This window comes from Variovorax gossypii (genome assembly GCF_003965815.1).
Taxonomy (GTDB): Bacteria; Pseudomonadota; Gammaproteobacteria; order Burkholderiales; family Burkholderiaceae_C; genus Variovorax; species Variovorax gossypii.
Genome location: NZ_RXOE01000006.1, coordinates 152,645 through 175,570, shown reverse-complemented (window position 1 = coordinate 175,570; position 22,926 = coordinate 152,645). Strand labels below are relative to the sequence as shown.

General features: G+C 68.4%; 22 protein-coding genes. 15 read left to right on the top strand and 7 right to left on the bottom strand.

From position 1 onward, the window contains the following. The first annotated feature begins 52 nt into the window (after positions 1-52). The 8 genes from hpxZ (at position 53) to EJP69_RS21430 (ending at position 7,628) form a co-directional block, all read left to right on the top strand. Positions 53-433, top strand: a complete 381-nt coding sequence (gene hpxZ, locus EJP69_RS21470) for an oxalurate catabolism protein HpxZ (protein WP_125948748.1) — start codon at positions 53-55, stop codon at positions 431-433. Between the two features lie 53 nt (positions 434-486). Next, a complete protein-coding gene (locus EJP69_RS21465) occupies positions 487-1,611 on the top strand; it encodes a BMP family ABC transporter substrate-binding protein (protein WP_126472442.1) in 1,125 nt (374 codons plus the stop codon). 19 nt (positions 1,612-1,630) lie between these two features. Further along, entirely contained in the window at positions 1,631-2,698 is a 1,068-nt protein-coding gene (locus EJP69_RS21460) for an ABC transporter permease (RefSeq protein WP_420824230.1), read from the top strand. Next, complete coding sequence (locus EJP69_RS21455) at positions 2,695-3,618, top strand: ABC transporter permease (RefSeq protein WP_126472441.1); 924 nt, start codon at positions 2,695-2,697, stop codon at positions 3,616-3,618. Before EJP69_RS21460 ends, EJP69_RS21455 begins: the two co-directional genes overlap by 4 nt. Positions 3,619-3,623: 5 nt before the next feature. Continuing rightward, the gene (biuH, locus tag EJP69_RS21450) at positions 3,624-4,316 is read left to right on the top strand and encodes a biuret amidohydrolase (protein ID WP_093206877.1); all 693 of its coding nucleotides are present in this window, start codon (positions 3,624-3,626) and stop codon (positions 4,314-4,316) included. Between the two features lie 5 nt (positions 4,317-4,321). Next, positions 4,322-5,911 carry an ABC transporter ATP-binding protein gene (locus EJP69_RS21445; protein WP_126472440.1) on the top strand — a complete coding sequence of 530 codons (1,590 nt, stop codon included), beginning with the start codon at positions 4,322-4,324 and terminating at the stop codon, positions 5,909-5,911. Positions 5,912-6,170: 259 nt separating this feature from the next. After that, positions 6,171-6,842 carry a cysteine hydrolase family protein gene (locus EJP69_RS21435; RefSeq protein WP_093301318.1) on the top strand — a complete coding sequence of 224 codons (672 nt, stop codon included), beginning with the start codon at positions 6,171-6,173 and terminating at the stop codon, positions 6,840-6,842. Positions 6,843-6,881: 39 nt separating this feature from the next. Beyond that, positions 6,882-7,628 (top strand): GntR family transcriptional regulator, encoded by a 747-nt coding sequence (locus EJP69_RS21430; RefSeq protein WP_093206882.1) that lies wholly within the window; start codon positions 6,882-6,884, stop codon positions 7,626-7,628. A 41-nt stretch (positions 7,629-7,669) separates the two neighbouring features. On the opposite strand, the gene EJP69_RS21425 is transcribed toward EJP69_RS21430, so the two are convergent. Both EJP69_RS21425 and EJP69_RS21420 read right to left on the bottom strand, forming a co-directional pair. After that, positions 7,670-8,647: a Bug family tripartite tricarboxylate transporter substrate binding protein gene (locus tag EJP69_RS21425; RefSeq protein ID WP_126472438.1), complete on the bottom strand. Its 978-nt coding sequence runs from the start codon at positions 8,645-8,647 to the stop codon at positions 7,670-7,672. A 44-nt stretch (positions 8,648-8,691) separates the two neighbouring features. Continuing rightward, positions 8,692-9,930 carry a flavin-dependent oxidoreductase gene (locus tag EJP69_RS21420; RefSeq protein ID WP_126472437.1) on the bottom strand — a complete coding sequence of 413 codons (1,239 nt, stop codon included), beginning with the start codon at positions 9,928-9,930 and terminating at the stop codon, positions 8,692-8,694. A 102-nt stretch (positions 9,931-10,032) separates the two neighbouring features. Between EJP69_RS21420 and EJP69_RS21415 the strand changes: the two genes are divergently transcribed. Further along, positions 10,033-10,938, top strand: coding sequence for a LysR family transcriptional regulator (locus tag EJP69_RS21415; RefSeq protein ID WP_093206886.1), 906 nt, complete (start codon positions 10,033-10,035; stop codon positions 10,936-10,938). Positions 10,939-10,959: 21 nt separating this feature from the next. Here EJP69_RS21415 and EJP69_RS21410 read toward each other — a convergent pair whose 3' ends face one another. Next, a complete protein-coding gene (locus EJP69_RS21410; RefSeq protein ID WP_093206888.1) occupies positions 10,960-11,763 on the bottom strand; it encodes an exodeoxyribonuclease III in 804 nt (267 codons plus the stop codon). 12 nt (positions 11,764-11,775) lie between these two features. Here EJP69_RS21410 and pyrE point away from each other — a divergent pair, with 12 nt between their 5' ends. Together pyrE and EJP69_RS21400 are read left to right on the top strand one after the other, a co-directional pair. Beyond that, positions 11,776-12,462: an orotate phosphoribosyltransferase gene (pyrE, locus tag EJP69_RS21405; RefSeq protein ID WP_093206889.1), complete on the top strand. Its 687-nt coding sequence runs from the start codon at positions 11,776-11,778 to the stop codon at positions 12,460-12,462. Positions 12,463-12,481: 19 nt separating this feature from the next. Continuing rightward, positions 12,482-13,180, top strand: coding sequence for a DUF4124 domain-containing protein (locus tag EJP69_RS21400; RefSeq protein ID WP_206169373.1), 699 nt, complete (start codon positions 12,482-12,484; stop codon positions 13,178-13,180). Between the two features lie 101 nt (positions 13,181-13,281). Here EJP69_RS21400 and gatB read toward each other — a convergent pair whose 3' ends face one another. Genes gatB through gatC form a run of 3 tightly spaced genes read right to left on the bottom strand, consistent with a single transcriptional unit; the run spans position 13,282 to position 16,587 of the window. Continuing rightward, on the bottom strand, positions 13,282-14,772 hold the full coding sequence (gene gatB, locus EJP69_RS21395) for an Asp-tRNA(Asn)/Glu-tRNA(Gln) amidotransferase subunit GatB (RefSeq protein ID WP_126472436.1): 1,491 nt from the start codon (positions 14,770-14,772) through the stop codon (positions 13,282-13,284). 1 nt (position 14,773) lies between these two features. Further along, positions 14,774-16,288, bottom strand: a complete 1,515-nt coding sequence (gatA, locus tag EJP69_RS21390; protein WP_126472520.1) for an Asp-tRNA(Asn)/Glu-tRNA(Gln) amidotransferase subunit GatA — start codon at positions 16,286-16,288, stop codon at positions 14,774-14,776. Further along, the gene (gene gatC, locus EJP69_RS21385) at positions 16,288-16,587 is read right to left on the bottom strand and encodes an Asp-tRNA(Asn)/Glu-tRNA(Gln) amidotransferase subunit GatC (protein ID WP_093206894.1); all 300 of its coding nucleotides are present in this window, start codon (positions 16,585-16,587) and stop codon (positions 16,288-16,290) included. The genes gatA and gatC overlap by 1 nt, the downstream gene beginning before the upstream one ends. A gap of 215 nt (positions 16,588-16,802) precedes the next feature. On the opposite strand from gatC, the gene EJP69_RS21380 reads away from it, so the two are divergent. The 4 genes from EJP69_RS21380 to mrdA all read left to right on the top strand — a co-directional run bounded on the left by EJP69_RS21380 (position 16,803) and on the right by mrdA (position 21,436). Next, positions 16,803-17,846: a rod shape-determining protein gene (locus EJP69_RS21380; RefSeq protein ID WP_007833435.1), complete on the top strand. Its 1,044-nt coding sequence runs from the start codon at positions 16,803-16,805 to the stop codon at positions 17,844-17,846. An 86-nt stretch (positions 17,847-17,932) separates the two neighbouring features. Then, the gene (mreC, locus tag EJP69_RS21375; protein ID WP_093206895.1) at positions 17,933-18,892 is read left to right on the top strand and encodes a rod shape-determining protein MreC; all 960 of its coding nucleotides are present in this window, start codon (positions 17,933-17,935) and stop codon (positions 18,890-18,892) included. Then, positions 18,889-19,410, top strand: a complete 522-nt coding sequence (gene mreD / locus EJP69_RS21370; protein ID WP_126472435.1) for a rod shape-determining protein MreD — start codon at positions 18,889-18,891, stop codon at positions 19,408-19,410. Before mreC ends, mreD begins: the two co-directional genes overlap by 4 nt. Positions 19,411-19,465: 55 nt before the next feature. After that, a complete protein-coding gene (mrdA, locus tag EJP69_RS21365) occupies positions 19,466-21,436 on the top strand; it encodes a penicillin-binding protein 2 (protein ID WP_093206898.1) in 1,971 nt (656 codons plus the stop codon). Positions 21,437-21,568: 132 nt separating this feature from the next. Here the strand turns inward: mrdA and fahA are convergent, their stop codons facing one another. After that, positions 21,569-22,834: a fumarylacetoacetase gene (fahA, locus tag EJP69_RS21360; protein ID WP_126472434.1), complete on the bottom strand. Its 1,266-nt coding sequence runs from the start codon at positions 22,832-22,834 to the stop codon at positions 21,569-21,571. Positions 22,835-22,926 lie beyond the last annotated feature (92 nt).

Genomic DNA, 22,926 nt, shown 5'->3' with positions numbered 1-22,926 from the left:
TACCAGCGGCCCGGCAAAGCCGGTTCCGCGGTATTTCCGGATGGGACGTGTCATGACGCATGAGATCAATATCCCCGAGGTGCTGGCTGAAGTGCAGGCCGTGTTCGCACGCTACGAGGCCGCGCTGGTCGGCAACGACCGCGCGACGCTCGACGAGCTCTTCTGGAACAGCCCGCACACGCTGCGCTACGGCTTCTCGGAGAACCACTACGGCCATGCCGACATCGCCGCCTTCCGCGCCTCGCTGCCGTTGCAGAGCCCGCCGCGCGAGCTGCTGCGTACCGTCATCACCACCTACGGCCGCGACTTCGCGACCGCGAACGTCGAGTTCCGCCGTGAAGGCAGCCGCCAGACCGGCCGCCAGAGCCAGACCTGGATGCGCACGGCCGAAGGCTGGCGCGTGGTCGCCGCCCATGTGAGCCTGCTCGGCTGAGCCCCGGCAAGGGCACGTTTTTTGCACCTCAACCTGTAACGGAGAAGAAAGCCATGACCAGCCAATTCAACCGCCGCGATTCGCTCAAGACCCTTGCCGCGCTGGGCGCGGCCGGCAGCCTGGGGAGCTGGAGCTCGCTTGCCAGTGCGCAAGCCAAGCCCAAGCCGCTCACCGTCGGCGTGATCTACGTCGGCGCGCGCGACGACTACGGCTACAACCAGGCGCACGCCATGGCCGCCGCCGAGATCAAGAAGCTGCCCGGCGTGAAGGTCGTCGAGGAAGAGAACGTGCCCGAGACCGCGGCGGTGCAGAAGACCATGACCGGCATGATCTCGCAGGACGGCGCGGGCCTGCTCTTTCCCACCTCGTTCGGCTACTTCGACCCGCACATCCTCGCGGTGGCGCCCAAGAACCCCGACGTGCGCTTCTCGCACTGCGGCGGGCTCTGGACCGAAGGCAAGCACCCGAAGAACGTCGGCAGCTTCTTCGGCTACATCGACGAGTGTCAGTATCTCAACGGCGTGATCGCCGCGCACATGACGAAGAGCAACAAGATCGCCTTCGTCGCCGCCAAGCCCATTCCGCAGGTGCTGCGCAACATCAACGCATTCACGCTCGGCGCGCGCTCGGTCAAGCCGAACATCACCTGCAGCGTGATCTTCACGGGCGACTGGTCGATGGCGGTGAAGGAGGCCGAGGCCACCAACAGCCTCGCCGACCAGGGCTGCGACGTGTTCACCATGCACGTGGACGGCCCGAAGGTGGTGGTCGAGACGGCGGCCAAGCGCGGCAAGATGGTCTGCGGCTACCACGCGAGCCAGGCCAAGCTGGCGCCCAATGCCTACCTCACCGGCGCCGAGTGGAACTGGCTCACCGCCTACAAGACCGCCATCGAGGCCGCGCAGAGCGGCAAGCCGCACCCCAACTTCCTGCGCGGCGGCCTGAAGGAAGGCTACGTGAAGATGTCGGCCTACGGCCCCATGGTGCCCGACGCCGCGAAGAAGCATGCCGACGAGATCAAGGCGAAGATGATCGCGGGCAGCTTCGACATCTTCAAGGACGGCATCAAGGACAACAAGGGCGCGGTCGTGGTGCCCGCGGGCAAGGTCCTGAAGCAGACCGACCTCGAGCTCGAGAAGATGAACTACCTCGTCGAAGGCGTCGTGGGCAGCGTCTGACCTTCACTCCGTCGACGACATGTTGCGCCCCGCGCTCTTCAAGGAACTGGCCCTGCCGGTGTTCGCCATCGCGGCGGCGCTGCTGCTGTTCGGGCTGGTGGTGGCCTTCGCCGGCATCGACGCGGTGGAGGTGTGGGCCACGCTGTTCAAGGGCGCGTTCGGTGACTGGTTCTCCTGGCAGAACACGCTGCAGCGCGCCGCGCCGCTGATGCTCACCGCGCTGTGCGTTGCGCTGCCCGCGCGCGCGGGGCTCATCGTCATCGGCGGCGAGGGCGCGCTGGTTCTGGGCGGGCTGGCCTGCGCGGCGCTGGCGCACGCAGTGCCGCTGCCCGGCAACGCCGTCGGCACGGCGGTCGTGTGCATCGCGGGTGCCGTCGCCGGTGCGCTGTGGATCGTGCTCGCGGGCTGGCTGCGCCAGTACCGCGGCATCAACGAGACCATCAGCAGCCTGCTGCTGGCCTACATCGCCATCGGCGTCTTCAAGCATCTGGTCGAAGGGCCGCTGCGCGACCCGGCCAGCCTCAACAAGCCCTCGACGCATGCGCTTGCCGACGGGCTGCTGATCGGCGGCATCGGCGGCTCCGACGTGCATTGGGGCCTTGTGATCGGCGTGGTGGCCTGCCTGGGGCTCGGCTGGTGGCTGCGCGCCACGGCCTCGGGCTTCTCGGTGCGGGTGGTGGGCGGCAATCCGCGTACCGCGCAGCTCGTGGGACTGCCGGCGACGCGGCTCATTCTTTCGGCTTGCGGGCTCGGCGGCGCATGCGCCGGGCTGGCTGGCGCCATCGAGGTGGCGGCGGTGCACACCAACGCCAATGCCTCGCTGATCGCTGGTTACGGCTACGCGGGCATCCTGGTGTCGTTCATCGCGCGGCACAACCCTGTGGCCATCGTGCCGGTGGCCATCCTGTTCGGCGGCTTCGGTGCGGCGGGAAGCCTGCTGCAGCGGCGCGTCGGGTTGCCCGATGCATCGGTGCTGGTGCTGCAAGGTATCGCCTTCGTGCTGATCCTCGCGAGCGAAGGCCTGCGCACCGTCGACTGGAAGAAGTTCGGCGACCGCATGCTGCCCGAAGCCAGGAGCTACACATGACGGCCGACCAGTGGATCGCGCTGCTCGCCGGCATCGTCGGCGGTGCGCTGCGCGTGGGTGCGCCGTTCCTCTTCGTGAGCCTGGGCGAGTGCCTCACGGAGAAGTCCGGCCGTATCAACCTCGGGCTCGAAGGCGTGCTGGTGTTGTCTGCAATGGCGGCCTTCGGTGGCGCCTACCTCACCGACTCCGCGTGGCTCGGCGTGCTGATCGGCGCGCTGGCCGGGGCCGCGCTCGCACTGCTGCACGGGCTGCTGTGCTCGCTCGACCGCGTGAACGACGTGGCGACGGGCATCGCGCTGATGCTGCTCGGCACCGGGCTGGCCTTCTACCTCGGCAAGCCGCTGATCCAGCCGCAGGCGCCGCAGATTCCAGCGATTCGGCTGGGCTTCTGGAGCGACAACCCGGTGGTGCAGTCCGCCCTGCAGCTCAACGCGCTGGTGCCCGTGGGCGTGGCGCTCGCGGTGCTGCTGTGGTGGGGCTTCGCTCGCACACGCGCAGGGCTGCTGGTGCGCATGGCGGGCGATTCGGCGCAGGCCACGCGCGCGCTCGGCTATTCGGTCTCGGGCCTGCGCATCGCGGCCACCACCGCCGGCGGCTTCATTGCGGGGCTGGGCGGTGCATCGCTCACGCTGTTCTATCCGGGCAGCTGGAACGAAGGCATCTCCAGCGGCCAGGGCCTGATCGCGGTGGCGCTGGTGATCTTCGCGCGCTGGAGTCCGCTGCGTTGCGTGGGCGCCGCGCTGCTTTTCGGTGGCGCGGGCGCCATCGGGCCGGCGCTGCAGTCCGTCGGCATCGGCTGGGGCTATCACCTCTTCAACACCGTGCCTTATGTGCTCACGCTGGTGATCCTCGTGCTCACCTGCAGGCCGGGCAGCGCCGCCGCCGGCAGCCCCGGCGAACTCTCATCGACAAGGAACTGAAAGCCATGACGACAAAGACCGTCGCCGCCGAGCCTTATGCCTGGCCCTACAACGCCAACATGCGCCCCGAGAACACGGCGCTGATCGTCATCGACATGCAGACCGACTTCTGCGGCAAGGGCGGTTATGTCGACGTGATGGGCTACGACCTGTCGCTGGTGCAGGCACCCATCCAGCCGATCGCGCGCACGCTGGCGGCGCTGCGGCCGCTGGGCTATCACGTCATCCACACGCGCGAAGGCCACCGGCCCGACCTCGCCGACCTGCCGGCCAACAAGCGCTGGCGCTCGCGGCAGATCGGCGCCAACGGCGTGGGCATCGGCGACGACGGGCCGTGCGGGCGCATCCTGGTGCGCGGCGAGCCGGGCTGGGAAATCATTCCCGAGCTGGCGCCGCTGCCGGGCGAGGTGGTGATCGACAAGCCCGGCAAGGGCTCGTTCTATGCGACCGACCTCGAGCTGATCCTGCGCACGCGCGGCGTCGAGAACATCATCCTCGCGGGCATCACGACGGACGTGTGCGTGCACACCACGATGCGCGATGCCAACGACCGGGGCTTCGAGTGCCTGCTGCTGTCCGACTGCACGGCCGCCACCGACCATGGCAACCACCTCGCCGCGCTGAAGATGATCACCATGCAGGGCGGCGTGTTCGGCGCGCATGCCACCTCGCAGGCGCTGCTGGCCGCGCTCGGCTGACCGCGATGGGCGCCGCGCCTTCTTCCCACGCCATCGGCGGCCTGCCCGCGGGCAGCGGCGCGCTCGCGCTCGACACCTACGAGCTCACCAAGCGCTTCGGCGACTTCACGGCGATGGATCGCGTGACGATGCGCGTGGAGCCCGGCACGGTGCACGCGCTGCTCGGCGAGAACGGCGCGGGCAAGAGCACGCTGGTGAAGTGCGTGGCCGGCTTCCAGCGCGCGGAGGAGGGCAGCATCCTGATCGACGGGCGCGAGCAGGACATTGCCAACCCGATCGTGGCGCGCGCATTGGGCATCGGCATGGTCTACCAGCACTTCACGCTGGCGCCGGGCATGACGGTGGCCGAGAACCTGCTGCTCGCGGGCGGCAAGACGCCGGCGCTGATCGACTGGAAGCGCAAGCGCGCGGAGCTGGAGGCGTTCCTGGCGACCACGCCGTTCAGCCTCGATCTCGACGTGCGGCCTTCGGAGCTCGCGGCGGGCGAGAAGCAGAAGCTCGAACTGCTCAAGCAGCTGTACCTGAAGCCGCGCCTCTTGATCCTCGACGAACCGACCTCCGTGCTCACGCCGCAGGAGGCCGACGAGGTGCTGGGCCACGTGCGCGAGTTCGCACGCAGCGGGCTGTGCACGGTGCTCATCATCACGCACAAGTTCCGCGAGGTGATGGCGTATGCCGACAGCGTGACGGTGCTCAGGCGGGGCAAGGCGGTGCACCATTGCCGCGTGGCCGATACCAGTCCGGCGCAACTGGCGCAGGCCATGATGGGGGGCGAGCAGGTCGCCTCGTCGCCGGCGCAGGGGCCAGTCGACAGGAAGCCGGTGGCTACTGGCGCGCCGATCGCGCTGAAGGTCGAGGGCCTGAAGGCGCAGGGCGATCGCGGCACGCTGGCGCTGCACGAGTTGAGCCTGTCGGTTCGCGCCGGCGAGATCCTCGGCGTGGCCGGTGTTTCCGGCAACGGGCAGCGCGAACTGGTGGAGGCGCTCGTCGGGCAACGTCCGCGCCTGGCGGGCAAGGTCAGCGTGATGGGGCGGCCTTACGCCGCGCATCGCGCCGAGAACCGCGAGCTCAAGGTCCGCAGCCTGCCGGAGGAGCCGCTGCGCAATGCATGCGTCGGCGATCTCAGCGTCGCGGAGAACATGGCGTTGCGCGACTTCGACCAGCCGCCCCTGTCGCGCGGCGGCGTGCTGAGCTTTCCGTACTGGCGCAGCCGCGCGCGCGAGTGGATCGCCGAATACGGCGTGAAGACGCGGGGCGAGGGGGCGCCGATCCGCAGCCTCTCGGGCGGCAACGTGCAGCGTGCGGTGCTGGCGCGCGAGCTGGCGGGCGACATCAACGTGCTGATCGCGGCGAACCCGGTGTTCGGGCTGGACTTCGCGGCCGTCGCGGAGATTCATTCGCGCATCGTGCAGGTGCGGGAGAAGGGCGGGGCCGTTCTGCTCGTCAGCGAGGACCTCGACGAGCTGCTCGAGCTGGCGGATCGCATCGTGGTGATGAGCGAAGGGCGGATCGTGTTCGAGACTTCGGCTTCCGGAGCCGAGCGGCACGTCATTGGGGCGCATATGGGTGGCGGGCATCACGAGGTGGTCGCATGAGTGCTCTTCCTGTCGTCTTGAGAGCGCCCGGCGGGCGACACGGCGCGGCCGCCCCCACTATGCCGGCCGCTTCGCGGCTTCCCTGCGGTGCTCGCGTTTCGCGGGGTCTCGCAGAACTCGCTTCGCTCAGACAGCTGCGAGCCCTTGTCCGCGAAACGCTGCGCTCCTCGGCGGCACAGAGGAGGCGACCGCGCCGTGCCACCCGCCGGGCTCGGTTGTTGAGTGATTGCCGCAGCCTTGGAAACACACTAGGACGAGCATGCGCATAGAACTGGCCGATCCGTTCCCCTACGAGTTCGACATTGATCGGACCGCGCTCGTGCTGATCGACATGCAGCGCGACTTCATCGAACCTGGCGGCTTCGGCGAGACGCTGGGCAATGACGTTTCGCTGTTGGAGGCCATCGTCCCTGCGACGAAAGCCGTGCTGGAAGCATGGCGGGAGGCAGGTGGCCTCGTCGTGCACACGCGGGAGGCGCACAAGGCCGATCTTTCGGACTGCCCGCCGGCCAAGCGCAATCGCGGCAACCCCACGCTGCGCATCGGCGACGAAGGGCCCATGGGGCGCATCCTCGTCGCGGGCGAGCCGGGCAACCAGATCATCGAGGCGCTCGCGCCCGTCGAGGGCGAGATCGTGATCGACAAGCCGGGCAAGGGCGCGTTCTACGCCACCGGCCTGCACGAGCTTCTGCAGGCGCGCGGCATCACCCATCTGCTTTTCGGCGGCGTCACGACCGAGGTCTGCGTGCAGACCAGCATGCGCGAGGCCAACGACCGCGGCTACGACAGCCTGCTGCTCGAGGACTGCACCGAGAGCTACTTTCCGGCGTTCAAGGCGGCGACGCTCGACATGGTGCGCGCGCAGGGCGCCATCGTCGGCTGGACGGCGCCGGGCGCCGCGCTCGTCGCGGCGCTTGGGAAGCCGCAATGACGACCATGGCCCGCCGCGCCAGCGACTAACATCCCATCCGTGTCTACCGTTCGCCCCCGCCCAGAAGCTTCCGCTCCAGCCGCCGCCGACGCGTCCGCCTTCCGCACGCGTGCCGACGAGGTCTACGCGCAGCTCAAGCGCGACGTGGCCGACTTCATCCTCGTGCCCGGCGACCGCTTCACCGAAGGCGAGATCAGCGACCGGCTCGGCGTGTCGCGCACGCCGGTGCGGCAGGCGCTCTTCAGGCTGCAGCAGGAGGGCTTCGTCGAGGTGCTGTTCCGCAGCGGCTGGCGCGTGCTGCCCTTCGACTTCGACCAGTTCGAGCAGCTCTACGACCTGCGCATGGTGCTGGAGACCACCGCCGTGCACCGCCTGTGCGAGACCGACCGCCACATCGACCGCGGTCTGCTCGACACGCTGGCCGACATCTGGCTCGTGCCCGCGGCGCAGCGCAGCACCGACATGGCACAGGTGGCGCAGTGGGACGAGGCCTTTCATTGCTCGCTGGTGGCGGCCGCAGGCAATGCCGAGATGGCCCGCGTGCACGGCGACGTGACCGACCGCATCCGCATCATCCGCCGGCTCGACTTCACCAAGCAGCCACGTATCGATGCCACCTACGACGAGCACGCCAAGATATTGAAGGCCGTACGGGCGAACCGCGGCGACCAGGCAGCGATGCTGCTGCGCGCGCACATCGAGACCAGCCAGGCCGAGGTGCGCAAGATCACGCTGCACCAGGTGCATCTGGCGCGGCACGCGGGGAAGGCCTCGACTACGCGCTGACCGGAAAGTCCCCCGAGTTCAGGCGCAACGGGGCGGGCCGATCAGTCTGCAGTGATGTTGCCGCGCTTGACGACACCCGCCCAGCGGTCGGCATCCTTCTTCAGCAGCGTGCCGAACTCCGCAGGCGTCGAGCTCGCCGGCACCATGCCCTGCGACTCGAAGGACTTCGCCACCTCGGGCTGCTTCAGCACCGCCGCGATCTCCTTGTTGAGCCGTGCCACCACGTCCTGCGGCGTGCCCTTGGGCGCGAGCACGCCGTACCACATGTCGACGTTGTCGGCGGTCACGCCGGCTTCGGCCAGCGTCGGCACGTCGGGCAGTTGCGGCAGGCGCTTGCCGCTGCCGGTGGCGATGGCCTTGAGCTTGCCTACCTGGATGTGCTGCAGCGCCACGTGCACCGGCAGGAACATGTAGTCGATGCGCCCGCCGAGCAGGTCGGTCACCGCGCCGGCCGTGCCCTTGTAGGGCACGTGCAGCAGCTCGGTGCCCGTGCCCTGCATGAGCAGCGCCATCGAGAGGTGGTGCGGCGTGCCCACGCCCGGCGTGGCGTAGGTCAGCTTGCCGGGCTCCGCCTTGGCTGCGCTCACCATCTGCTGCACCGACGAGGTCTTCTGCACGTTCGGGTTGGTCACCAGCAGCAGCGTGCCCCACGAGGTGAGCGACACCGGTGCGAAGTCGGCCACCGGGTCGTAGCTGAGCGACCGGTAGAGGCTGCGGTTCATCACCAGCGTGTTGACCTGCACCAGCAGCGTGTAGCCGTCGGGCTTGGCGCGCGCCACGCGCTCGCTGCCGATGTTGCCGCTGGCGCCGGCCACGTTCTCCACGATCACCGGCTGGCCCAGCCTGGCGGGCAGGCGGGCCGAGAGCTGGCGCGCGACCAGGTCGATGCCGGTGCCGGGGGTGTAGGGCACCACCAGCGTGATGGCCTGCTCGGGCCAGGCGAATGCACTGGTGGCGACAGTCGCGGTACTGGCCGCGACGAGCAGGGTGGCGAGGGTCTTCTTGATCAGCGAGCGCATGGTCTGTCTGTCTCCGTGTTCTTCTGTGGGTTGCCTGTTCAGGTTCAAAGGTAGGAAGCGCGGGCCTTCAGGGCCGCGGGGTCGTAGCCGGCCACGCGCTTGTAGTTGTCCGAGATGGCCTGCAGCTCGGCGACGGGCACGACCTCGTCGATGCTGTCGAAGCGCTTGCCGCCCGAGCGCTCGAACACTTCGCGCAGGATGGCGTCGGGCGGATTGCTGCGGTTGGTCAGCACGACCTCTGTGGTGGCCTTGACGCGCACGCGGTCGTAGTCTTCGAGTGCGGCCGTACCGACGCCCGTCTTCTTCAGTGCGCCCGCGAGGTAGCGCGCGTCGATGATCGCCTGCCCCGCGCCGTTGGAGCCGCGCGGCACCATCGGGTGCGCGGCGTCGCCCAGCAGCGTGAGGCGGCCGTGCGTCCAGCGCGGCAGCGGGTCCTGGTCGACCATCGGGTACTCGAGGATGGTGTCGGAGGCGAGGATCAGCGCGGGCACGTCGAGCCAGTCGAAATGCCAGTCGGCGAAGGCGGGCAGGAAGTCTTCGAGGCGGCCCGCGCGGCTCCAGTCGCGCATGGCGGGCTGCGGTGCGTGGATCTCGGCGACCCAGTTCACGAGCTGGTTGCCCTCGGCGTCGATGTTGTTGCGTATCGGGTAGATCACCATCTTGCCGACCGAGAGCCAGCCCGCGCGCACCATGCTGCCGCCCGAGAGGAATGGCTTCCAGCGCGCGGTGCCGCGCCACATGTTCACGCCCGAGTAGCGCGGTGCACCCTCGTTCGGATAGAGCTGCTTGCGCAGGGCCGAATGGATGCCGTCGCAGCCCACGGCAACGGCGCCGCGCACCGCTGGCGCATCTGCGAAATGCACGGTGACGCCTTCCGCGTCCTGCTCCACGTGCGTGCAACGGCGGCCGCACACCACGCTGTCGGGGCCGAGGCGCTTCAGCGTCTCTTCGTACAGCACCGTCTGCAGGTCGCCGCGGTGGATGGAGAACTGCGGCCAGTCGTAGCCCGCGTGCTGCCCCGCGGCTTCGCGGAAGACCAGCTGGCCGTGCTCGGAGAAGAAGACCGCTTCCTGCGTGCGCACGCCCACCTTGTCGAGGGCCTCCAGCAGCCCGAGTTCGGTGAGTTCGCGCACCGCGTGCGGCAGCAGGTTGATGCCCACGCCCAGCGGCTTCAGCTCGGGCACGGCTTCGTACACGCGGCAGGGAATGCCGGCCTGGTGCAGGCTCAGCGCGAGGGTCAGGCCGCCGATGCCGGCGCCAAGGATGATGACTTCGTTGCTCATGATGATCGGTCGTTGCAGTGCGTTCCTGTCTCGGCCCGCATTAGGAACTTGGATCGATCATTTTGGAAATTTAGATGTGATATGGATTTATCATGAATCCATATGAATCTATCGACCCGCCAGCTGCGCGCCTTTCTGCAGGTTGCGCGCGTGGGCAACTTCACGCGCGCCGCCGAGCAGGCGCACATCACGCAGGCGGGGCTCAGCATCCTGATCCGCGAGATGGAAAAGCAGCTGGGCTGCCGCCTCTTCGACCGCACCACGCGCGTGGTGAGCCTCACGCCCGCGGGCCGGCGCCTGCTGCCGGTGGTGGAGCGCATGGTGACCGACCTCGACGACGTGGCTGCCGAGCTGGGCGCCGAGGGTGACGCCGCACGCCAGACGCTGCGCATCGCGGCCACGCCGCTCGTGTCGTCGAATCTTCTGCCGCAGGTGTTCGCCAGCTTCCGCGAAGCCCATCCGCAGGTGAGCCTGCGCCTGTTCGACGCCGACCTGCGCGACGTGGAGGCGATGGTGACGGCCGGCGAGGCCGACGTGGGGCTGGGCTTTTTCTTCAAGGCCGCGCCGGGGCTGGCGCGCGAGCCGGTGGGGCGGTTTCACCTGATGCGCGTCGCGCCGATGGATGAGGCCGGGGAACCGGGGGCCGTCGGCTCCGCGCCCTGGTCGGCATTGCGCGGCGCCGAGCTCGTAGGCTTGCCGCCCGGCAACCCGATCCAGAAGGTGATCGACCAGCATCTCGCCGCCATCGGCCGCGCCGACGCGCAACGTACCTCCTTCAACTTCTTCGGCACGCTGATCTCGATGGTGGAGGCGGGCTTCGGCACCGCCGTGATGCCGACCTTCGCGCTCGCCGCCTGCCGCCGCCACCGCGTGCGCACCGACGTGCTGACCAAGCCGAAGGTGGGGCTCGACTTCTATCGGATCACCAAGCGAGGGGCGTACGAGACGGAGGCCATGCAGGCCTTCGTCGCCACGCTGGAGAAGGCGCTGCCCGAGCTGTCGCGATGAGCGGGCGGGCGTCTCGGTGGCTTACAGCTTGAAGTCGTAATCCACCGTGATCGGCGCGTGGTCGCTGAACTTCACGGTCTTGTAGATCTGCTCGGTGCGTGCCAGCGCCGCGGTCTTCGGCGTGGCGAGGTGGTAGTCCAGCCGCCACCCCACGTTGTTCGCGTAGGCCTGGCCGCGGTTGCTCCACCAGGTGTAGGCCTCGCCGGTGGTGTCGGGCTTGAGCATGCGATACACGTCAACAAGGCCCGCGCCTTCGGCGCCGGCGTCGAGCAGCTTCGTCATCCAGGCGCGCTCCTCGGGCAGGAAGCCGCTGTTCTTCTGGTTGCCGCGCCAGTTCTTCAGGTCGATCTCTTTATGGGCGATGTTGATGTCGCCGCACAGCACGAACTCGCGCTCCTTCTTGAGTGCCACGAGGTGCGGGAAGAAGCCCTTGAGGAAGCGGAACTTGGCCTCCTGGCGTTCCTCGCCCGAGCTGCCGCTCGGAAAGTAGCAGCTGATGACGGAGAACTTGCGCTTGGGCGTGTCGAAGCGCAGTTCGAGATACCGGCCCTCGGCGTCGAACTCGGGATCGCCCCAGCCCACCACGACCTGGCTCGGAGCGTGCTTGGTGTAGACGGCGGTGCCGGCGTAGCCCTTTTTCTCGGCGAAGTGGAAATGGCCCTTGAGGCCGGCCATTTCCTCGAACCGGCCCTCGATGTCGCTGGCCTGGACGCGGATCTCCTGCATGCAAATACAATCCGGCGCAAGTTCGGCCACCCAGTCGGCCACGCCTTTGGTTGCGGCCGAACGCAGGCCATTGAGATTGAGACTGGTCAGTTTGAACACAAGGAATTTCCGATGGCTGTAGATGGTGAGAAGAAAAGCAGCGCGATCGCACAGGATTTCGTCCAGTTCGCACTGGATGCCGGCGTACTGCGCTTTGGGGAGTTCAAGACCAAGGCCGGTCGGATGAGCCCCTATTTCTTCAATTCGGGGCTCTTCGACGACGGCGGCAAGATTGCCCGGCTCGCCGGATTCTATGCAGACCGCCTGATCGAGAGCGGCCTCGAGTTCGACATGATCTTCGGCCCCGCCTACAAGGGCATTCCGCTGGGCGCCACGGTGGCGGCCGAGCTGGCCCGCCGGGGCCGCAACTATCCCTTTGCCTACAACCGCAAGGAAGCCAAGGCGCACGGCGAAGGCGGCAACCTGGTCGGCGCGCCGCTCAAGGGGCGCGTGCTGATCGTCGACGACGTGATGTCCGCCGGCACCGCGGTGCGCGAGTCGATCGCCGCCATCGAGGCTGCAGGCGCCACGCCGCATGCCGTGGCCATCGCACTCGACCGGCAGGAAAAGGCCACCGAGAACGGAGTCGACGTGGACCACAGCGCCGTGCAGTACGTGCGCAACCAGCTGGGCCTGTCGGTGATCGCCATTGCCACGCTGGACGACCTGCTGAGCTATCTTTCCGGCGATGCCGCGGCCGACCTGGGCGCTCATCGCGAGCGCGTGCTGGCCTACCGCGCGCGCTACGGCGCCAGCTGAAGAGGCAGGGCCGCCGAACATGCACCATCCCGCACGCGACGATCACGGTACACCGGCCCGCCTGCTGGCGGCGGCATCATTTCTTCTCATTGCCTCCTCGTTCTGCGGCGCGTTGCAGGCGCAACCGCAGAAAGTGGAAGGCGCCTCCGCCGGCATCTACACCTGCACCGACGCCCGCGGCCGCACCCTGACGGCCGACCGGCCCATCGCCGAGTGCAGCGACCGCGAGCAGCGCGAGCTCAACCCGAGCGGCTCGGTGCGCCGCAAGGTCGAGCCGACCTACACCGCGCGCGAGCTGCAGGAGCGCGAGGACCGCGCCCGCGAAGCCGCCATCCAGGCCGCGCGCCTGACCGATGAGCGGCGCCGCGAACGCGCACTGCTGGTGCGCTACCCGAACCTCGCCACGCACGACCGCGAGCGCAGCGAAGCGCTGGCGCAGATCGATGCGGTGACCCAGGCCGCGAAGAAGCGCATTGCCGAGCTGGGCGAGGACCGCAAGAAGATCGACGAGGAGCTGGAGTTCTACAAGCAGGACGTCAGCAAGGCGCCGGGGGCGGTGCGTCGCAAGCTCGACGACAACACGCAGAGCGTGGCGGTGCAGAACCGCTTCATCGCGGAGCAGGAAGAAGAGAAGAAGCGGGTGAATGCGCGCTTCGACGAGGAGCGCACGCGCCTGAAGACGCTCTGGACGCCGCAGAACGGCGGGAACCCGAAGTAACCCCCCAGGCTGCGCGCACTTCGTGCGCTTCGCCAACCCCCCTGCCGGGGGCAACACCTGCGGCCCGGCGGAGCCGGTTCCGCGGTGTTTCCCGAAAAGACTCAGCTGAGCTTGGCCTTGAGCAGTTCGGTCACTTGCGCCGGATTGGCCTTGCCGCCGCTGGCCTTCATGACCTGGCCCACGAGGGCGTTGAGCGCCTTCTCCTTGCCGCCGCGGTATTCCTCGACGTTCTTGGCGTTCTTCGCGATCACCTCGTCGAGGATCTTGTCGAGCGCGCCGGCGTCGTTCATCGGCTTCAGGTCCTTGGCCTCGATGATCGCGTCGACGTCGCTGCCTTCGCCGGTCCACAGGGCTTCGAACACCTGGCGCGCGGCGTTGTTGGGCAGGGTGCCGTCGGCGATGCGCTTGACCAGCTGGGCCAGTTGCTGCGCCTTCACGGGAGCGGCCTCGATGCCGATCTCGGCGGCGTTCAGGCGGCGCGCCATCTCGCCGGTGATCCAGTTGCTCGCGAGCTTGGGCGTGGCGCCCGCGCTCACGGCTTCGTCGAAGTAGCCGGCGAGCGCCGCGCTCTGGGTGAGCTGCGCCGCGTCGTATTCCGACAGGCCGTGGTCGCGCACATAGCGCTCGGCCATCGCGCGTGGCAGCTCGGGCATGGCGGCCTTCACGCGCTCGATCCAGTCGGCGGCGATCACCAGCGGAGGCAGGTCGGGGTCGGGGAAGTAGCGGTAGTCGGACGAGTCTTCCTTGGCGCGCATCGCACGCGTCTCGCCGGTGTCGGGGTTGAACAGCACGGTGGCCTGCTCGATCTCGCGGCCGTCCTCGATCTCGTCGATCTGCCAGCGGATCTCGTAGTCGATCGCCTGCTGCATGAACTTGAAGCTGTTCAGGTTCTTGATCTCGCGGCGCGTGCCGAGCTTCTCGCCGGGCTTGCGCACCGACACGTTGGCATCGCAGCGGAAGCTGCCTTCCTGCATGTTGCCGTCGCAGATGCCGATCCAGGTGACGATCTTGTGCAGCTCCTTCGCGTAGGCCACGGCCTCGGCGGTGGAGCGCATATCGGGCTCGGTCACGATCTCCAGCAGCGGCGTGCCGGCGCGGTTCAGGTCGATGCCGCTCTGGCCGATGAAGTCTTCGTGCAGCGACTTGCCGGCGTCTTCCTCGAGGTGGGCGCGCACCAGACGCACCGTCTTCTGCTCTTCGCCCACGAAGAACGACACCGCGCCACCCTGCACCACGGGGATCTCGAACTGGCTGATCTGGTAGCCCTTGGGCAGGTCGGGATAGAAGTAGTTCTTGCGCGCGAACACGCTGCGCGGCGCGATGTGCGAGCCCAGCGCCAGGCCGAGCTTGATGGCGCGTTCGACGGCACCCTTGTTCATCACGGGCAGCGTGCCGGGCAGCGCCAGGTCGACCGCGCAGGCCTGCGTGTTGGGCTCGGCGCCGAAGGCGGTGGAGGCGCGGCTGAAGATCTTGCTCGCGGTGGAGAGTTGCGCGTGCGTCTCGAAGCCGATGATGACTTCATAGCCGCGCACCAGCGGGCCGGTCGGGCGGCCCTGTTGTTGTGCTTCGAAGGTGTTCACTGTCTCGCTCATTTCAGAAGCCCTCGGGCGTGCGTGCGTGCCAGTCGGTGGCCTGCTGGAAGCGGTGAGCTGCGTTGAGCAGCTTCGCTTCACCGAAGTAGTTGCCGATCAGCTGCAGGCCCACGGGCATGCCGCCGTCGAAGCCCGCGGGCACGCTCATGCCGGGCAGGCCGGCCAGCGATGCGGGCAGCGTGAAGATGTCGGCGAGGTAGTCGGCCACCGGGTCGTCGCCGTGCTCGCCGAGCTTCCACGCGGTGGTGGGCGCAGCGGGGCCGACGATGACGTCGCACTGCTTGAACGCCTGCTGGAAGTCGTCGGCGATCATGCGGCGCACCTTCTGCGCCTGCAGATAGTAGGCGTCGTAGTAGCCGTGCGAGAGCACGTAGGTGCCGATCATGATGCGGCGCTTCACTTCGTCGCCGAAGCCTTCGGCGCGCGTGCGTTCGTACATCTGCGTGAGCGCGCTCTTCTTGCTCGCGGGGTCGAAGAAGTCCTTGGCGCGGTGGCCGAACTTCACGCCGTCGAAGCGGCTCAGGTTGCTCGAGGCCTCGGCCGCGGCAATGATGTAGTAGACGGGAATCGACAGCTCGGTGCGCGGCAGCGTGACCTCGACGCGCTTGGCGCCGAGCTTCTCGTACTGCGCGAGCGCGGCGTCGATGGCCGCGCGCACGCCGGGTGCCACGCCTTCGCCGAAGAACTCCTTGGGCACGCCGATGCGCAGGCCTTCGAGCGAGTCGTTCAGCGAGCGGCCGAAGTTCTCGGCGGGCTTGTCGAGCGAGGTGGAGTCGCGGTCGAGGTCGGGGCCGCAGAAGGCCGACAGCAGCAGCGCGCAGTCTTCGGCCGAGCGGGCCATCGGGCCGGCCTGGTCGAGGCTCGACGCGAAGGCCACCATGCCGTAGCGCGAGGCGCGGCCGTAGGTGGGCTTGATGCCCGTCACGCCGCAGAACGACGCGGGCTGGCGGATCGAGCCGCCGGTGTCGGTGCCGGTAGCCGCGGGCGCGAGGCGTGCCGCCACGGCTGCCGCGCTGGCGCCGGACGAGCCGCCCGGAATGCGCTCGCGGTTCCACGGGTTCTGCACCGGCACGGCCTTGTCGTGGCCCACGGCGGGCACGGCGACGTTCTCGTTGGCCGAGCCCATGGCGAACTCGTCGCAGCTCAGCTTGCCGAGCGTGACCGCGCCGGCTTCTGCCAGTCGGCGCACCACGGTCGCATCGAAGGGCGAGCGGTAGCCCGCGAGCATCTTCGAGCCGGCGGTGGTGGCGAAGTCGGTGGTGACGAAGATGTCCTTGTGCGCGATGGGCACGCCGGCCAGCGCGGGGGCGTCGCCCCTGGCGATCAGCGCGTCGGCCGCGCGGGCCTGCGCCAGCGTGGCTTCCTCGTTCACGTCGACGAAGGTGCCCAGCGACTCGTGGGCTTTCATGCGGCCCAGGAAGGCCTGCGAGGCCTCGACGGCCGAAACCTTGCGCTCGGCCAGCGCCTTCGCCAGCTCGACGACGCTCAATTGATGCAATTCACCGCTGCTGCTCATCATTCGATCACCTTGGGCACGAGGAACAGGCCGGCTTCGACGGCCGGGGCGCTCTTCTGGTTGGCTTCGCGGTTGTCCGGCTCGCTCACCACGTCGTCGCGCAGACGCAGCGTGATGTCCTCGATGGCCGCGACCGGATGGGCCAGCGGCTCGACACCGGCGGTGTCCACGGAACGCATACGTTCGACTAAGTCGAAAAAGCCATTGATCTGGCTGAGCATGCGCTCGCTTTCGTCGGGAGCCAGCTGCAGCCTCGCCAGCGAGGCGATGCGCGCAATATCGGAAGCGGAAAGTGACATAGGTCGGAACGGCCCAAAAAAGCGGGGGTAATCGCACGCCGGAACGGGTGCTAATACGGGAATCAGAGGGGATTCGGGTATTATCCCGCCTTTGCCGCAACCCCCGCGAACGCGCCGGCTTTTGCGCCAAAAACGATCAATTCACCCCGTCAAACGACCCAAAAAATAGAGCGACGACCTGCCGATGCGCAGGCCGTGCTCAGAGGATTCCGCACATGTTTGGAGCTTTCCGTCGGTACTTTTCCACCGACCTTGCGATCGACCTCGGCACCGCCAACACCCTGATATTCGCCCGCAACAAGGGCATCGTCCTCGACGAACCCTCGGTCGTCGCCATCCGCCACGAAGGCGGCCCCCATGGCAAGAAGGTGATCCAGGCCGTCGGCCGCGAGGCCAAGGCCATGCTGGGCAAGGTGCCCGGCAACATCGAGGCGATCCGCCCGATGAAGGACGGCGTGATCGCCGACTTCGTGATCACCGAGCAGATGATCAAGCAGTTCATCAAGATGGTGCACCCGCGCACGCTGCTCACGCCGAGCCCGCGCATCATCATCTGCGTGCCCTGCGGCTCCACCCAGGTCGAGCGCCGCGCCATCAAGGACGCGGCCGAGGCGGCGGGCGCCACCTCCGTCTACCTGATCGAAGAACCCATGGCCGCGGCCATCGGCGCCGGCCTTCCCGTCAGCGAAGCCTCGGGCTCGATGGTGGTGGACATCGGCGGCGGCACCACCGAGGTGGGCGTCATCTCGCTGGGCGGCATGGTCTACAAGGGCTCGGTCCGCGTGGGCGGCGACCGCTTCGACGAAGCCATCATCAACTACATCCGCCGCAACTACGGCATGCTGATCGGCGAGCCGACGGCCGAAGTCATCAAGAAGAACATCGGCTCGGCCTTCCCGGGCTCCGAAGTCAAGGAAATGGAAGTCAAGGGCCGCAACCTTTCCGAAGGCGTGCCGCGCAGCTTCACCATCAGCAGCAACGAAGTGCTGGAAGCCCTGACCGATCCGCTCAACAACATCGTCTCGGCCGTGAAGAACGCGCTGGAGCAGACGCCGCCCGAGCTGGGCGCCGACATCGCCGAGCGCGGCATGATGCTGACCGGCGGCGGCGCGCTGCTGCGCGACCTCGACCGCCTGCTGGCCGAGGAAACCGGCCTGCCGGTGCTGGTGGCCGAAGATCCGCTGACCTGCGTTGTGCGCGGCTGCGGCATCGCCCTCGAGCGCATGGACCGCCTCGGCAGCATCTTCACGAGCGAGTAAAAGGCGAAAGCCATCATCGGCCGGCCTCTGCTTGCGCAGGCCGGCTTTTTGTTATTTGATTCCGCACCACCGTCGGGTCTGAATTCATGCCTCTGGGCACGCTCGATCGCACAGCGCCACCCCTGTTCAACCAGGGGCAGTCGGCACTCAGCAAGCTGATCTTCTTCGGCGCGCTTTCGCTGTTCCTCATGGTGGCCGATGCGCGCTTCCATATCGTGCAACCGGTGCGCTCGGCCATCGGCGCGGTGCTGTACCCGGTGCAATGGGTGGCGCTGAAGCCGGTGCAGGCCGTGCTCGGCGGCGGACGCTACCTCGAAGACCTGCAGACCGCCCAGCGCAACGAGGAAGACGCGCGCAAGGCGCTGATGATGCAGGCCGAGCGCGCCGCGCAGGCCGACACGCTGGCCCAGGACAACGCCCGCCTGCGCGAGCTGCTCGAGCTGCGCCAGACCACCACCACGCCGGGCCGCGCCGCCGAGGTGCTCTACGACGCGGCCGACCCCTACACCCGCAAGATCGTCATCGACCAGGGCCTGGCCCAGGGTGTGCAGCCCGGTTCGCCGGTGATCGACGCACGCGGCGTGCTCGGGCAGGTCACGCAGGTGCTGCCCTTCACGAGCGAGGTCACGCTGGTGATCGACCGCGACCTTTCCATTCCCGTGCAGAACACCCGCACCGGCGTGCGCAGCGTGGCCTTCGGCGACGCCTCGGCCCATGGCGGCGGACTGGAGCTGCGCTTCATGGCCGCCAATGCCGACCTGCAGGAGGGCGACCTGCTCTCCACCAGCGGCGTCGACGGCATCTACCCCGCGGGCCTGCCGGTGGCGAAGATCGAGCGCATCGAGCGCCGCGCCGACTCGGCCTTCGCCCGAATCTACTGCGTGCCGCTGGCCCACGTGACGGCCGCGCGCTACGTGCTCGTGCTCGAGCCCACGGGCACGCCGGCCGCGCCGCCGCCCGCGGCGCCCGCCGTCACCCAGCGCAAGCGCCCCGAGGGCAAGCCCGGCGCCGGCAAGAACGAGAAGAAACCGGGAGTGCGCCCATGATCAAGCGTCCAGGCCAGCAGCAGCTGTTGCTGCCCGTCAGCCCGCTCTTCATGTGGAGCAGCCTCGTGGTCGCGCTGCTCGTCAACATGATCCCGATCGGTCGCGCCGTCTGGATGCCCGACCTGCTGGCGCTGGTGATCGTGTTCTGGGGCGTGCACCAGCCCGCGCGCGTGGGCATCGGCGCGGCCTTCGTGTTCGGCCTGTGCATGGACGTGCACCAGTCGTCGCTGCTGGGCCAGCATGCGCTGTCCTACACCACGCTGGGCTTCTTCGCGATCACCATCCACCGGCGGCTGCTGTGGTATCCGGTGGCTTCGCAGGCGCTGCAGGTGCTGCCGCTCTTCGCGCTGTCGCAGCTGATCGAGGTGCTCACGCGGATGATCGGCGGCGGCGTGTTCCCGGGCTGGACGGTGCTGGCCTCGCCGGCCATCGAGGCAGCGCTCTGGCCGCTGGCCACCGCGCTGCTGCTGGCTCCCCAGCGAAGAACGCCGGAACCGGACGAGAACCGGCCCCTCTAAGCCCAGCCTCCCCGCATTTGCCTTCGCACCTGCGCGCGCCTAAGCTCCCATCGCCATGACCGAAATCCGCAACGTCGCCGCCGATCTCGCGCGTTTCAAGCGCCGCGTGATCGTCATCGGACTGGCGGTGCTCTTCGCGTTCGGGCTGCTGGGCGCACGGCTGTTCTACCTGCAGGTCACGCGCCACGAGGACCTGGCCGAGCAGGCCGAGAGCAACCGCACGGCGGTGGTGCCGGTGGTGCCCAACCGGGGTCTCATCCTCGATCGCAACGGCATCGTGCTGGCTTCCAACTACTCGGCCTACACGCTGGAGATCACGCCCTCGAAGGTGGGCGACGTCGAGGAGACCATCGACAGCCTCACGCAGGTGCTCGAAGTCTCGCCGCGCGACCGCCGCCGCTTCAAGCGCCTGCGCGAGGACTCGCGCAGCTTCGACTCCATTCCGATCCGCACCCGCCTGAGCGACGAGGAAGTCGCCCGCTTCGCCGCCCAGCGCTACCGCTTCCCGGGCGTGGAGATCAAGGCGCGCCTGTTCCGCAACTACCCGCAGGGCGAGCTGGCCTCGCATGTGCTCGGCTACATCGGCCGCATCAACCAGCGCGAGAAGACCGCGATGGAAGACTGGGACGAGGAGGACCAGGCCAACTACAAGGGCACCGACTACATCGGCAAGCTGGGCGTCGAACAGAGCTACGAGAAAACGCTGCACGGCCAGACCGGCGTCGAGCAGATGGAAACCTCCGCCGGCGGCCGCGCCGTGCGCCGCCTCGCCAGCCATCCCGCCACGCCGGGCAACACGGTCATGCTGTCGCTCGACATCAAGCTGCAGAAGCTGGTGGAGGACATGTACGGCGACCGCCGCGGTGCGCTGGTGGCCATCGATCCCAAGACCGGCGAGGTGCTGGCCTTCGTGAGCAAGCCCACCTTCGACCCGAACCTCTTCGTCGAAGGCATCGACAACGAAAGCTGGGCGGCGCTCACCGAGTCCATCGACAAGCCGCTGCTGAACCGCGCCCTGCGCGGCACCTACCCGCCGGGCTCCACCTACAAGCCCTTCATGGCGCTGGCGGCGCTGCAGACCGGCAAGCGCGGCCCCAGCGTGGTGGTGAACGACCCCGGCTACTTCAACTTCGGCGGCCACCGCTTCGGCAGCCCCGAGGGCAACCTGGGCGGCGTCGACATGCGCCGCTCGATCCAGCTGTCGAGCAACATCTACTACTACTCGCTGGCCAACGAGATGGGCGTGGACTTGATCCACGACTTCATGAAGCCGCTGGGCTTCGGCCAGATCACGGGCATCGACCTCGGCGGCGAGGTGCGAGGCGTGCTGCCGAGCACCGAGTGGAAGCGCAACACCTACAAGCGGCCCGAGCAGAAGAAGTGGTACGCGGGCGAGACCATCTCGCTGGGCATCGGCCAGGGCTACAACAACTTCACCATGCTGCAGCTGGCGCAGGCCACCGCCGTCATCGCCAATGGGGGCCTCAAGCACAAGCCGCACCTCGCGCTGGCCACGCGCGACACCGTGAGCGGCAACGTGGTGCCCCTGCCGCAGCCCGCGGCGGAGAACCTGGGCTTCACGGCCGCCAACATCGCGGTGATCCGCGAGGGCCTGACCAGCGTGGTCACCAGCGGCACCGCGCGCGGCGTGTTCGCCGGCGCCAGCTACCAGGCGGCCGGCAAGACCGGTACCGCGCAGGCGGTGTCGATGGGCCAGAACACCAAGTACAACGCGCGCGCTCTCGAGGAGCACCAGCGCGACCACGCCCTCTTCATGGCCTACGCGCCGGTGAACGACCCGAAGATCGCCCTGGCGGTGATCGTGGAAAACGCCGGCTGGGGCGCCGGCGCGGCGGCCCCCATTGCGCGCCGCGTGTTCGACTACTGGCTCGCCGACCAGTACCCGAGCGAGGCCGACATGGCCGCCATCAAGATCGGCAAGGCGACCGCACCGATTGGCAAGCCGCGCGTGGCGAGCGAAGTAGCCTGGCCCGCAGCCTCGGCAACGCCAGCCGCGGCGCCCTGATCCGGTCTTGCCCCCTCTCCCTCTGGGAGAGGGTTGGGGTGAGGGCATCGGCATCGACTTCGAAGCCGTGCTTCATCGGGGGCACGGAGCCCTCGCCTTGGCCCTCTCCCAGAGGGAGAGGGGAAAACACACTCAGACCACCGTTCCGCTGACTTCGCCCAAGCCGATGCGCACCGCGCCCGGGCGTTCGCAATAACCGCGGATCACCAGCGTGTCCCCGTCTTCCAGGAAGGTGCGCTTCTCTCCGTTCGGCAGCGTGATCGGCTGCTTGCCGCCCAGCGTCAGCTCGATCAGCGAACCGGCCTCGTCGGGCTTGGGGCCCGACAGCGTGCCCGAACCCAGCAGGTCGCCCGGTTGCAGGTTGCAGCCGTTCACCGTGTGGTGCGCGACGAGCTGCGCGGCCGTCCAGTAGGCAGCCTCGGTGGTGTTGCCGCGCGTCAGGCGCACGGGCTCCACGCCCTCGGCGCGCATCTTCGCGGTCTGCAGCAGCACTTCGAGCGTGATGTCGAGCGCGCCGCTCTCGCGGTTCGAGGCCGAGTCGAGGTAGGGCAGCGGCTGCGGGTCTCCGGCGGGCCGCTCGAACTTCGCGCGGAAGGGCGCCAGCGCTTCCATCGTCACGATCCACGGCGACAGCGCGCTCGCGAAGTTCTTCGAGAGGAAGGGGCCGAGCGGCTGGTATTCCCAGGCCTGCAGGTCGCGCGCCGACCAGTCGTTGAGCAGCGTCACGCCGAACAGGTGCTCCTCGGCGTCGGCGATGGCGATGGGCTCGCCCTGCGCGTTGCCGCGTCCGACGAGGAAGCCCAGCTCCAGCTCGTAGTCGAGGCGCTTCGAGGGGCCGAAGCTCGGCTCGGCGGCGTCGGGCGCCTTGGTCTGGCCATGCGGGCGCTTGAAGACCTGGCCGCTCACGCCGATGGACGATGCGCGGCCGTGATAGCCGATGGGCACCCACTTGTAGTTGGGCATCAGCGGCTGGTCGGGACGGAACAGCTTGCCGATGGTGGTCGCGTGGTGGATGCCCGTGTAGAAGTCGGTGTAGTCGCCGATGCGGCAGGGCACGGTCATCTCGGCCTTGGCCTGCGGCAGCAGGGCCTTCGACCATGCGGCCTGCTTGTCGCTGCCCTCGGCGAGGCCGGCGGAGATGGCGGCGCGCAGTGCCTGGCGCTCCTTCGTGCCGGCGTCCATCAGCGCGTTCATGTCGTCGGTGTCGACGAGGCCCGCGGCGCGCAGGTCCAGCACCTGGTCGCCGATGGCGACGCCGATGCGGAAGGCCTCGCTGCTGCCCGCAGCGCGGAAGCGTCCGAAGGGCAGGTTCTGGATCGGGAAGTCGGTGCCGGCCTCGTTGGCCGATGCGACCCAGCTGCGCAGCTTCGGGTCATGGGTGGCGTTCAGTGCGGTCATGGAGGATGTCTTTCAGGCAAATGTTCTAAAGGGTCCGGACTCTTTCGGGGAACACCGCGGAACCGGCTTTGCCGGGCCGCAGGTGTTGCCCC